This window comes from Sporomusa sp., assembly GCF_057736855.1.
In genome coordinates, this window is the sequence record NZ_JBYKYF010000069.1 from 1 (window position 1) to 12,187 (window position 12,187).

Sequence of the window (12,187 nt, forward strand, 5' to 3'; positions counted from 1 at the left end):
ACCACTGTTTATAAAATGTAATGACTCAAATCCTGATTAACAACAATATGGTCAAGTTTTGCTTTTACATATTCGCGATTAATAACAACATGCTGCTCAGGAACATCAGGTGCTTCAAACGCCAAATCTTCTAGGAGTTTTTCCAAAATAGTATGCAATCGACGAGCCCCAATATTTTCGGTTTGTAGATTTACCCGGTAAGCAATATCGGCAAGTTCATCTATAGCGTCCTCGGTAAACTCAATTTTTATGCCTTCTGTTTCTAGCAAACAAATATATTGTTTTATCAACGCATTAGCTGGTTCAGTCAGTATTTGCCGGAAGTCTTCTTTGGACAAATTAGTAAGCTCAACCCGAATAGGAAAATGTCCTTGTAGTTCAGGTATCAAATCAGAGGGTTTCGAAACATGGAAAGCACCGGCAGCAATAAATAAAATATGATCAGTTTTTATCGGCCCATATTTTGTTACCACAGTTGACCCTTCAACAATAGGTAAAATATCACGTTGAACGCCTTCCCGGGAAACATCAGGCCCTGAACTATGACCTCTGACAGCTATCTTATCGATTTCATCAAGAAAAATTATCCCATAGTTTTCTGCCAACTCGATAGCGCTGGCAGTAACCTCATCCATATCAATCAATTTTTGTGCTTCTTCTTGAATAAAAAGTTTACGGGCGTTGGCCACAGTCACTTTGCGTTTCTTTTGTTTCTTCGGCATTAAACTACCAAGCATATCCTGTATGTTTATGCCCATTTCTTCAATGCCGGTTCCAGCAAACATTCCTAGGACTGGTTGGCTATTATCCTCTACCGTAATCTCGATGAGTTCATCCTCAAGTTCGCCGTTAATAAGACGTTTACGCCACCATTCGCGAGCAGTATTAGAAGCTGGCGTTTCCACCTGTTCGGAAGCATTGTCCTGATTAGTCCCCATGCCGCCGGAAAATAGCATTTCAAATGGATTCCGCGGGCTTTCCTTTTTCGGCGGGGGAACAAAGTGATCAAGAATGCGTTCATCAGCAAGCTCTTTCGCTTTATCGTTTACTTCCAGCATTTTTTGCTGCTTGACCATGCGGATAGAAGTTTCCAGTAAATCTCGCACCATGGATTCAACATCTCTACCCACATAACCAACTTCAGTAAATTTAGTGGCTTCCACTTTAACGAAAGGAGCATTTACAAGTTTTGCTAAACGCCGGGCTATTTCGGTTTTACCGACACCGGTTGGTCCAATCATTAAAATGTTTTTAGGGACAATTTCTTCTTTTAATTCTGCAGGCAACTTCTTGCTACGCCAACGGTTTCTCAGTGCCACCGCCACTGATTTTTTTGCCTGTTGCTGACCGATTATATATTTGTTCAATTCTTCAACTATAGCTTTTGGTGTAAGTTCCAGCAAAATCATCCCCCTTATATAATAATTATAGTTCTTCTACAGTAATGTGGTCGTTGGTATAAACACAAATACTTGCTGCAATCTCAAGTGCTTTACGGGCAATATCGGCAGCCTGCAAGTTGGAATGTTGAACCAGCGCTCTAGCTGCTGCCAAGGCATAAGGTCCGCCTGAACCAATCGCTGTAACACCATCGTCTGGTTCAATAACTTCCCCATTGCCGGATATAATCAGAAGATGTTCGGAATCTATAACGATGAGCAGAGCTTCCAATCGCCGCAAAACTCGATCTAATCGCCATTCTTTAGCAAGTTCGACAGATGCTCTCATCATATTACCATTAAATTCTTCCAATTTATTTTCAAACTTTGTAAATAATGTGAATGCATCTGCAACTGAGCCGGCAAACCCTGCTAATACTTTACCATGATACAGACGACGTACCTTTTTTGCATTATGTTTCATGACTGTATTTTGACCAAAAGTAACCTGTCCGTCTCCAGCTATAGCAGTCTTTCCCCGATGGCGAACAGCAACAATCGTTGTAGCGTGAAACATGGTAACACCTCCCAGGAAAATTTAGGCACGTGGATGCGATTTTTTGTAGCTGGCTTTGAGTCTTTCTGTAGTATGGGTGTAAAGTCCGGTGGTCGACAAATTAACATAACCTAGTAAATCCTGAACCGTACTGAGATCTGCACCATTATCTAGTAAATGGACAGCAACCGTATAACGAAAGGTATGGGGACTGACTTTTTTTTGCAATGCCAGTTTTTCCACATACTTTTTAACAATCCGATGAACACTTCGATCAGTAAGCGGTCCTCCCCGGTTATTGACAAATAACCGGTTGTGATGATGCTCTGATTGACGACCATATTTTCCAGGCTTTGCACATAATACCGGGCGTGCATGATAGAGGTATCTTTCTACATATTCTGCTGCCGCCTTGCCCATCAAAACGATTCGCGCTTTTGCACCATTACCTGAAACGATAACGGTTCGTTCGGCAAAATCAATATCTGGCAGAGTAATTTCTGAAAGTTCGTTAACCCGTACGCCTGTCGCATAAAGTAATTCTAACAGTGCTTTATCCCGAAGCCCAAGCGGACTGTCATCCGGCAATGCCATTAATTCATTAACTTCGTTAATTTCCAAAAAAACAGGTAGTTTTTTTTCCTGTTTTGGTGTTCTAACTGCAGCACATGGATTTTCATTTAAAATACTTTTTCGGCATAAAAACCGGAAAAACGACCTAAGCGCCGCAATTCGTCGCATAATGGTCGCCTTAGCGTACTCTTGCGATTTTAAATGAGATAAATAACTACGAACTAACAATGGATGTGTGTAGCCAGACAAGATCTCACCGCTATGCTGATTTGATACAAACTCAATATATCGGTAAATATCGCGGTGGTAATTTAGCATTGTGTGGCGGGAAACATTTTTTTCAATTTGTAAATAAAACATAAATTCATCAATAAATTTATGAATTTGACTTATTTGGTTGTTATCAGACATTGTTATCATTATTTTCTGTCCATGATTAATGAACCTTTGGCGGAAATTACTATAATACTAACATACCTATGAAAATTCCGCAATATTATTGTCGTATTATTCAAATAAATTCTCTAAGAGCCGCTAATGCCCGTTCAGCAATAGTTTTATTTTTAAGTTTTTTATCTTTGATCTTATATCCCAACGGGGGTAGGAGACCAAAGTTAATATTCATAGGCTGGAAATTAGACAAATCAGCTTGCGTAATATAGCGGCATAGTGCGCCATGCGCTGTCTCTGCGGGAAAGACTCTCGGTTCAAGACCTTGTGCAATCCTAGCAGCGTTAATACCAGCTACGAGACCACTGGCTGCTGACTCAACATAACCCTCTACCCCGGTAATCTGTCCAGCAAATAGGATCCCCGGGTGTCCCTTCATTTGCAATGTCGGGAGCAGTGTTTTAGGAGAGTTGATAAATGTGTTGCGATGCATTACTCCGTAGCGAACAAATTCTGCGTTTTCCAGGCCAGGAATAAGTCTAAACACCCTCCGTTGCTCTGGCCATGTAAGGTGAGTTTGAAAACCAACAATATTATACAGCGTTGCGGCAAAATTGTCTTGGCGAAGCTGTACAACGGCATAAGGTAGTTCTCCGGTTTCCGGATGCCTTAACCCTACAGGTTTTAAAGGACCGAAACGCATGGTGTCTATGCCTCTTGCAGCCATAGTTTCAATAGGCATACACCCCTCAAAGACTACCATGTTTTCAAATTCTTTGAGTTCTGCTGTTTCTGCATGGACAAGTTCATGCCAAAACAACTCATATTGTTCTTTCGTCATTGGACAGTTAAGATAATCATCATCGCCTTTTCCATAGCGGGAAGCTCGGTAAATGATATCCATATTCAGCGACTCGGCCGTTACTATCGGGGCAGCCGCATCATAAAAATATAGATAATCATTACCCGTAAGACCAGCAATAGCCTCCGCTAAAGCTGGTGAAGTCAGCGGACCAGTCGCAATTACTAGCGGTCTGTCATCCGGAATCTCGGTTACTTCGCTATGAATAACTGAGATGCGCGGATGATTCACAATACTATTAGTAATAAACTGGCTAAACTCACTTCTATCAACGGCAAGAGCCCCACCTGCTGGTACACTATGAGCGTCTGCTGCCTTCATTATTAATGAATGTAGTCGTCTCATCTCTTCTTTTAAAAGACCGACTGCATTTTCGATGGCAGCGGCTCGCAAGGAGTTACTGCATACCAATTCAGCAAACAAGCCCGTGTGATGGGCCGGGGTCATAACTTTGGGGCGCATTTCATACAAATCTACGTCAATACCAGCTTCAGCTAACTGCCAGGCAGCTTCACTGCCAGCCAGCCCGGCTCCTAATACTGTTACTTTAGCCACGTTTTTTCCTCCGGTTTACAGAAGTCTTGTTAGAGGTTGGCTCTTCCACCTTTTCTTCTGCATTACTTTTTTCTGGGTTGTTAGGCAAGTGCTTTGAAGCACAAGACTCATTGCTACAAACAGTTGCAAACCCGCCATTTTTATATTTATGTCTAACCATGTAGGCACCACATATAGGACAGTTCTCTTTTAGTGGCACATCCCAGGTAGTAAAATCACATTCCGGGTATTTCTCGCAACCATAAAATATTTTACGTCGCTTAGTCCTTCTTTCAACAATAGCTCCACCGCATTTAGGACACTTCACACCAATATCCTTCAAGATAGGTTTGGTATTTCGGCATGCAGGAAAACCGGGACATGCCAGGAAATTACCATACCGTCCTTGCTTGATAACCATCATCTTGCCGCAGTTTTCGCAAGGAACGTCAGATACTTCGACAGGTAGTTCCACGTGCCCAATTGCTTCTTCAGCAAAGCTCAAATCTTTGGCAAAAGGATGGTAGAACTCTTCTAAGACACTTAGCCATGATGTGCTCCCTTCGGCTATCGCGTCTAATTTGTCCTCCATTTCAGCAGTAAACTTAATATCAATGATTCTATTAAAATACTGTTTGAGCAGATCCAGCACCACAATTCCTAACTCGGTCGGATGAAATCTCTTCTCTACACGCTCTACATAACCACGAGCAACAATAGTCTCAATAATCGGAGCATAAGTGCTAGGACGCCCAATTCCCTTTTCTTCGAGTGCTTTTACTAATGAGGCTTCAGTGTAACGCGGGGGCGGTTCAGTAAAATGTTGCTTGGGTTCTAGTTTAGAGAGTTTTAGTATTTGCCCTGTCGTTAAGTCAGGCAACGTCGTTTCTATATCAAGATCACTATCAGCAGTTTGCTCCTCTTCTTTGCCTTTACCGATGCTACCGCTAAAAGCGGCTAAGAATCCAGGAAACTTTAATTGGGAGCCAGTAGCTTTTAGCTTGTAAATTCCAGCAGTAATCTCGATAGTAAGCGTATCATACACAGCCGGTGTCATCTGACTGGCAATAAATCTCTCCCAAATTAATGTGTAGAGTTTTAACTGGTCTTTGGTTAAATGTTTCCCGATAGTCTCCGGTGATAATTCCAGCGATGTAGGTCTAATAGCCTCATGTGCATCTTGAGATTTTTTATTGGTATAGATAGGCGGTTTAGCTGGCAGATAGGTTGCACCAAACTTGCTTTCGATGTAGGTTCTAGCTTCCTGCTGGGCTGTCTCGGCTACCCTGGTTGAGTCGGTACGCATATAGGTAATGAGACCTACTTGGCCAGCTCGGCCGATATCCAGGCCTTCATATAGCTGTTGGGCTACCATCATTGTTTTGCGGGAGGTAAAGCCCAATTTGCGAGCAGCCTCCTGCTGCAGACTGCTGGTAGTAAAAGGAGGATGGGGATTTCGTTTTCTTTCCCGTTTTTTTACATCACTGACTACATATTCAGCATGAGTGAGTTCATTTACAATCTTTTCGGCTTCTGATTGGTTGCTGACGTCCAGCTTTTCATCAGCAACCATAAATAATACAGCATCAAATGCTTTAGCTGAAGCCTTTTCTTTAAGTTTGGCAGTAATTGTCCAATACTCTTCTGGTACAAACGACTGAATTTCTTTCTCCCTATCACAAATTAAACGGACAGCAACCGATTGTACCCGGCCAGCGCTTAATCCCTTACGTACTTTTCGCCAAAGCAGTGGACTAAGTTTGTAGCCTACGATCCGGTCAAGTATCCGCCTGGTTTGCTGGGCATGCACCCGGGGTAAATTAATTGGACGAGGTTTTTTGATAGCTTGTTGAATAGCCGGCTTAGTAATTTCATTAAATTCAATGCGACATGTACTTTGTTCAGAAATATTAAGAATGTGGGCCAAATGCCAGGCTATGGCTTCACCCTCACGATCAGGGTCTGTTGCCAGATACACAGTATCAGCACTTTTGGCTGCGTCTTTCAGGCTTTTAATTATATCGCCCTTACCTCTGATATTAATGTATTTAGGCGAAAAATTATTTTCAATATCAACCCCAAATTGGCTTTTGGGTAAATCCCGCACATGTCCCATAGAAGCTTTTACTACGTAATTTTTTCCAAGAAATTTTTCAATTGTCTTGGCTTTGGCCGGGGATTCTACTACAACTAGAGCTTTGCTCACTCAATTCCCTCCCTAACGGCACGAGTATAGCGTTGTGCACTATGTTCAACCGTCAAACCCCGTAATGAAAGTTGCAATAATATATATGCGGCTGTTGCCGGTAATACCTTCAGCTTTGTTACAATTTCTTCGATACCTATGGGCTCGTCATAATTGAGCACTCCATATACAGCTTGTTCTTCCGCAGATAACGCGAGTGTTGTTTGGACAGGCGACAGATCTTCCCAACCATATTCTTCAAGAATATCGGATGCACAATCGACTGGTTTTGCTCCTATCTTTAATAACTTATTGACACCTTTACTAGTGCTTGCAAAAATACTACCAGGCACGGCAAATACATCTCGCCCTTCCTCTAGAGCAAAATCAGCGGTTATTAAGGCTCCACTTTTTTCAGCAGCTTCAACCACAATAACCCCTCGCGCCAAGGCACTAATAATACGATTACGGGCTGGAAAATGACCGGGATAGGCCACAGTACCCGGTGCATATTCAGAAACCACCGCACCAGTTTCAGCGATACTTGCCAGCATTTTTGCATTTTCCGGCGGATAGGCAACATCAACACCAGATCCTAGTACAGCTATTGTATATCCCTGCTGCTCCAGTGCCCCCTTGTGAGCAGCCGTATCAATTCCACGAGCCGCACCACTAACAATACCTACTTTTGCAGCAGCTAACGCTGAAGCTAACATGCTGGCAGCATTTTTTCCATATGCCGTAGCTTTACGAGAGCCAACAATGGCGATCAGCTTACTGTTTGCTGGTAAAGTCCCCCGGTAATACAAAATATAAGGCGGATTATAGCTGTTGCGGAGTAACACCGGATAGTTATCATCAGTTATAGCGCAAAGGGATATTTTCTTTTTAAATAATGTCTCCGCCAAGTTATGTATATCTATCTTGTCCCGGTAACTAAGTAAATTATTACAAACAGTAGAATCAAGGCACTTGGATAAAAATAAATCGCCCTGATCAGCTTGCCAAGCCTGCCGGGCGCTACCAAAATAATCAACCAAGACCTTCATGCGTGAACTGCCAATACCTGGCACCATTTGCAAGGCAGCCAAGTAAAATTGTTCCATATCCAGTTCCTCCACAATTCGCTAGTACTATAAACGCCAAATAGCAAGCACTTAAACCATAATACTAGCAATTATACCTGGGATAAAAACCAAAGGTCAAGAGTCAAGAGTCTCAAATTAAACATTTTTTACAATAATTTTGCTTTTTGTTAATAAAAATACTTATCAGCTAAAAATTCAGCTATTTTTTTAGTCGCATCAGGGCAACCAAGTACAGCAGCCTGTTCTTCATCCACCAAATTTTGCAAAATCGTTTTTAATTCTGGCAGCGAATCGGCTCTCAGAGCTGCTCGTCTGGCTAATAAATAATGTGTATTTGCTTCTTCTTGGCCTGGTATTGGTCGGTAAATAATCAGCGGTACGCCTAATGCCAAAGCTTCCGAGACAGTCATACCACCTGGCTTAGAAATTAATAAGTCGGCTGCACTCATAATTTCATGCACAGTATCTATATATCCTAAGACCCTCACCGGATGCTTTGAAGCTGTTACCATACGCGTGAGTTTTTGATACATCTGTCGGTTATTTCCGGTAATAGCGATAAACTGTAATGGCTTGTCAATCTCCATACAAGTTTTCAAGATGCGATCCATTGGCAAGACGCCAGCGCCGCCTCCCATAAGCACTATCGTTTTCTTTTCCGGTGAAAGATTAAGATTAGTGAATACCTGACTTCTATCGCTTGGCTGACTAAATGCTAGGCTTATCGGTATACCAGTCACAGAAACGAACTCTGGCGCGATTCCATATGTATTTAAGTATTCCACCATGCCAGCATGAGCCACAAAGTAATGGTCAAACTCCGGGTAAACCCATAATCGGTGGGTAACAAAATCTGTAATAATTGCAACTGCCGGCACCGTAAGCAAGCCCTTTTTCTTACACCAAGCTACTAGTCCCGCTGGAGTAGCATGAGTACATACAATAACCGTTGGTTGAAAATCACAAATATACTTTACCAAACGTCTAGCAAGAAATCGGCTGATTAAATCCCGTCCCATTACAGCCATCTGACTTTGATTTCCCCAGCTATACATGCTTCCATATGCCTGCGGAAAAATGTCCAGTAGTTTCAAATAGCTTTTGAGTATTGTCTGTCCAATAACTGGATGAAAAAAATCAAATACATTGCACAGTTCTGTTTCACAGGCAGGATTAGTTATTTTGAGCATCTGGCTGACAGCTTGAGCCGCCCGGATATGGCCGGCACCGATAGGCGCACTCATAAACAAAACTTTATTGTTAGACAAAAGCATTCTCCTACCGAGATACTGTCAGCCGGCCATAAAAAGCAACCTGGCTGTCATCTGAGCAAGCAGCCAACATCTCCTGCGCTGTTTTGCCTTTATATATTGGAACATTTGCAGCAATCTCAGCTAAAGGAACTAATACAAACTTTCTCTCAGGCATACGGGGATGCGGTAATTCAAGTACAGGTTCGACCATTTCCACATCATGATAAACTAATAGATCTATGTCAATATTACGCGGACCCCACCGAACCTCGCGTATCCGCCCCATTTTTCGTTCAGTTTCAAGGCAAACGGTTAATAATTCCAGTGGCGATAAATCAGTATCAATAGCAATAACCGCATTTAAAAAACTCGGTTGTTCCTTCAATCCTACTGGCTCTGTCTCGTAAAGAGAGGATACTTTTACCACTGTAATACGCGGATGCCCGTTTAATATGCTGATGGCATTCGCAATATTATCTTCTCTGGTATTATTATTGCTAGTTATATTAGAACCCAATCCTAAGACAATCATTCGCCACGTCTCCGAACAGCTTCTACTTCCACATAGTCAAGAGCAGCGGCAATAGGTACCGAAGGCTTGCGTACCCTAACAGCAACTTCCTCAACTAATGGATGTAAGCGCAAAATTTCTCCCGCTAAATGATAGGACAAGGCTTCTAACAATTGGAAGCGTTTATTTTCCACAATTTCCCTGGTTTGATTATATACAGATACATAGTCAATGGTATCTTCTAGCCGGTCACTCACGCCAGCTTGCTTTAAATCGGCCTTCAGATCCACATCTACATAAAAACGCTGCCCCAATTCCCGCTCAAACTCATATACCCCGTGAAAACCGTAAAATATCATATTCCTCAAAGATATTTTATGACTCATATTACTCTTCCCCCAGTTAATATTTAGCATTTAACATAGCATCTGTCATGCGGGCCATGCGGGCTATCGCTTTTACATCATGTACCCGAACAATATGGGCTGCACCTTTGGTAATTCCTAACACAACTGAGGCTCCGGTTCCTTCCACCCGGTCGTCAGGCGGCAAATCTAAGATTTCGCCGATAAATTTCTTGCGTGAAGTACCTAATAATACTGGACACCCTAACGAGTTTAGCTCCTCAAGGCGTGCCATTACGGCCAAGTTCTCTTTAAGACCTTTACCAAAGCCAATGCCTGGATCAACAATAAAATTATTAGGATTTATACCGGCTGCTGTACCTATTTCGATGCTCTTACGCAAGAACTCCAAAATATGGGACATAACGTCCCGCTGATATTCTGTGCCCTCCTGATTATGCATGATGACCACCGGCACATTATATTCTGCAACTACTTTTGCCATTTCCGGTTCCAGCTGTAAACCCCAGATATCGTTAATTATGTGGGCTCCAGCTTTAAGTGCTTCTCTGGCAACACAACTTTTATAAGTATCGACAGAAACTGGCACACTAAAGTTGGCTAATACTTTCTCCAGCACAGGCATTAGCCTGCCCAATTCTTCATCAGCAGAAATCTTCTGTGCCCCATACGGTCTGGTGGACTCAGCACCAATGTCAATAATGTCAGCACCATCTTTAATCATTTGCTCAACATGCCGCATGGCGGCATCAAGATTATTATATTTACCGCCGTCAGAAAATGAGTCTGGCGTAAAGTTTAATATTCCCATAATCAGCGTTTTTCCCGGGGTAATCGATAAAGTATGCTGCCCTAGTTGATAAGTACGATACGGAAAGTTTTCGCTAGCAGCAATAACTGACTCTAACTCTACAGCGAGTTGATTTAGTCCCCATGGTTGACCCTTTAGTTGCGGAATGGCCTGCTTAAAGTGTTTCAAGCTGCCACTTAACACTATGTCAGTATACTCTTCGCTAAAATCAGCCGCGCCTCTGGTAACCGCTGCTTCGCCACCTTTTGAAAGAAAAGTCTGTTTTAATATCAGCGAAGCTTTGCTCAGTACATTTTCGATTTTTATTGTCTTATGTACGACTTTATTGGACATAATAGCCGTACCACCAGGATCACAATTGATTTTTTGCAGTTCTTTTCGAGCCTGTTCCTGATTTTTTATTTCGATTATGCGCATATTATATTGCATTCGCGCTCCTCCCCTATTGCAGCAAAATGTAATTTTATTGTATCATAAATTTATATAGAATAAATATTATTATGCAAATTTTAGAAATTTATTATTCGATTCACAATATCTAGGAGGCCTATCAATGAAACAACGCCTATCGCCTGACCTTTTTAACCTTCCTATTGAGCAAATAAAAAGCGGCTATTATAGTGACAATTATTTCGTTCGCACCCAAGAAATCCTGATCAAAGATAATCACCATCCCAAAGTACTTATGCAGGTTTTCCAACGTCAACATGCTGTTCTTTGTGGCATAGATGAAGCCATTGCCATAATTAAAAAGTGCGCTAATAACCCTGATAAATTAACTATTCATGCTTTGCATGACGGCGATTTGATTGAACCTTGGGAAACCGTTATGACGATTGAGGGAGATTTAGCTGATTTTGCTCATCTAGAAACCGTGTATTTAGGCGTATTGTCCCGCCAAACTAAAATTGCAACAAATGTACACAAAGTAGTTAAGGCCGCCAATGGTAAACCAGTCTTGTTCTTTCCATCACGTTTTGACCATTACTCAGTGCAGACATCTGATGGTTATGCCGCTCATATCGGCGGTGTTCACGGTGTATCCACTCCCGCCAATGGCGCATTATGGGGTGCAAAAGCGCTTGGTACTATTCCCCATGCATTAATTGCCACTTACGGCGGTGATACCGTGAAAGCTACCAAAGCCTTTGATAAGTATATTGATCCAGAAATTAACCGGGTAGCACTTGTTGATTTTAACAATGACTGCGTTGCTACTTCTTTGGCGGTTGCACGAGAATTGGGCGATAAATTGGCGGCAGTCCGTCTTGATACTGCAGATAATCTTGTCGATGTATCAGTAATCCCTCATATGGGGACATTTAAACCTACAGGCGTCTGTGCCCAATTGGTAATTAATGTACGCCAAGCACTAGATAAAGAAGGCTTTAACCACGTAAAAATCATGGTTTCTGGCGGCTTTAATGCTGATCGAATCCGTGAATTTGAAGCCGCCAATGTACCTGTGGATATATATGCGGTAGGCAGTAGCTTGTTTAATGAAAACTATAACTTTACGGCTGATGTTGTTATGGTTGATGGCCAACCCTGTTCCAAAGTTGGTCGTAGCTACCGGCCTAATCCTCGCTTAGAATTGGTAAAGTAAAACAAAAAACGAAACAATCGGCTCTATAATAAATGTTGGGGTAACCAGTTCTACAACTGGAACTGCCTCAACAT

Annotated in this window: 11 protein-coding genes; 1 reads left to right on the forward strand and 10 read right to left on the reverse strand. The window is 42.2% G+C overall.

What is annotated here, in order from left to right; all coding sequences use genetic code 11:
- Positions 1–8: 8 nt before the first annotated feature.
- The 10 genes from hslU to folP form a co-directional block, all read right to left on the reverse strand.
- The gene (gene hslU / locus AC29Z1_RS06530) at positions 9–1,409 is read right to left on the reverse strand and encodes an ATP-dependent protease ATPase subunit HslU (protein WP_488270653.1); all 1,401 of its coding nucleotides are present in this window, start codon (positions 1,407–1,409) and stop codon (positions 9–11) included.
- A gap of 16 nt (positions 1,410–1,425) precedes the next feature.
- Positions 1,426–1,956 carry an ATP-dependent protease subunit HslV gene (gene hslV / locus AC29Z1_RS06535; RefSeq protein WP_488270654.1) on the reverse strand — a complete coding sequence of 177 codons (531 nt, stop codon included), beginning with the start codon at positions 1,954–1,956 and terminating at the stop codon, positions 1,426–1,428.
- A 21-nt stretch (positions 1,957–1,977) separates the two neighbouring features.
- Positions 1,978–2,919, reverse strand: a complete 942-nt coding sequence (locus AC29Z1_RS06540; RefSeq protein ID WP_488270655.1) for a tyrosine-type recombinase/integrase — start codon at positions 2,917–2,919, stop codon at positions 1,978–1,980.
- A 100-nt stretch (positions 2,920–3,019) separates the two neighbouring features.
- On the reverse strand, positions 3,020–4,315 hold the full coding sequence (gene trmFO, locus AC29Z1_RS06545; protein ID WP_488270656.1) for a methylenetetrahydrofolate--tRNA-(uracil(54)-C(5))-methyltransferase (FADH(2)-oxidizing) TrmFO: 1,296 nt from the start codon (positions 4,313–4,315) through the stop codon (positions 3,020–3,022).
- A complete protein-coding gene (gene topA, locus AC29Z1_RS06550) occupies positions 4,308–6,500 on the reverse strand; it encodes a type I DNA topoisomerase (protein WP_488270657.1) in 2,193 nt (730 codons plus the stop codon). The genes trmFO and topA overlap by 8 nt, the downstream gene beginning before the upstream one ends.
- Positions 6,497–7,585 (reverse strand): DNA-processing protein DprA, encoded by a 1,089-nt coding sequence (gene dprA, locus AC29Z1_RS06555; protein ID WP_488270658.1) that lies wholly within the window; start codon positions 7,583–7,585, stop codon positions 6,497–6,499. The genes topA and dprA overlap by 4 nt, the downstream gene beginning before the upstream one ends.
- Before the next feature lie 149 nt (positions 7,586–7,734).
- Positions 7,735–8,835 carry an MGDG synthase family glycosyltransferase gene (locus AC29Z1_RS06560; RefSeq protein ID WP_488270659.1) on the reverse strand — a complete coding sequence of 367 codons (1,101 nt, stop codon included), beginning with the start codon at positions 8,833–8,835 and terminating at the stop codon, positions 7,735–7,737.
- 10 nt (positions 8,836–8,845) lie between these two features.
- Positions 8,846–9,352 carry a 2-amino-4-hydroxy-6-hydroxymethyldihydropteridine diphosphokinase gene (gene folK, locus AC29Z1_RS06565; protein ID WP_488270660.1) on the reverse strand — a complete coding sequence of 169 codons (507 nt, stop codon included), beginning with the start codon at positions 9,350–9,352 and terminating at the stop codon, positions 8,846–8,848.
- A complete protein-coding gene (gene folB / locus AC29Z1_RS06570) occupies positions 9,349–9,717 on the reverse strand; it encodes a dihydroneopterin aldolase (protein WP_488270661.1) in 369 nt (122 codons plus the stop codon). Before folB ends, folK begins: the two co-directional genes overlap by 4 nt.
- A 16-nt stretch (positions 9,718–9,733) precedes the next feature.
- On the reverse strand, positions 9,734–10,936 hold the full coding sequence (gene folP, locus AC29Z1_RS06575) for a dihydropteroate synthase (protein ID WP_488270662.1): 1,203 nt from the start codon (positions 10,934–10,936) through the stop codon (positions 9,734–9,736).
- A 124-nt stretch (positions 10,937–11,060) separates the two neighbouring features.
- On the opposite strand from folP, the gene AC29Z1_RS06580 reads away from it, so the two are divergent.
- Positions 11,061–12,113: a nicotinate phosphoribosyltransferase gene (locus AC29Z1_RS06580; RefSeq protein WP_488270663.1), complete on the forward strand. Its 1,053-nt coding sequence runs from the start codon at positions 11,061–11,063 to the stop codon at positions 12,111–12,113.
- The last annotated feature ends 74 nt before the right edge of the window (positions 12,114–12,187 follow it).

Coding starts and splice junctions, on each gene's coding strand:
- hslU (WP_488270653.1), bottom strand. CDS start 1,409: ATGATTTTGCTGGAACTTACACCAAAAGCTATAGTTGAAGAATTGAAC.
- hslV (WP_488270654.1), bottom strand. CDS start 1,956: ATGTTTCACGCTACAACGATTGTTGCTGTTCGCCATCGGGGAAAGACT.
- AC29Z1_RS06540 (WP_488270655.1), bottom strand. CDS start 2,919: ATGTCTGATAACAACCAAATAAGTCAAATTCATAAATTTATTGATGAA.
- dprA (WP_488270658.1), bottom strand. CDS start 7,585: ATGGAACAATTTTACTTGGCTGCCTTGCAAATGGTGCCAGGTATTGGC.
- folK (WP_488270660.1), bottom strand. CDS start 9,352: ATGATTGTCTTAGGATTGGGTTCTAATATAACTAGCAATAATAATACC.
- folB (WP_488270661.1), bottom strand. CDS start 9,717: ATGAGTCATAAAATATCTTTGAGGAATATGATATTTTACGGTTTTCAC.
- folP (WP_488270662.1), bottom strand. CDS start 10,936: ATGCAATATAATATGCGCATAATCGAAATAAAAAATCAGGAACAGGCT.
- AC29Z1_RS06580 (WP_488270663.1), top strand. CDS start 11,061: ATGAAACAACGCCTATCGCCTGACCTTTTTAACCTTCCTATTGAGCAA.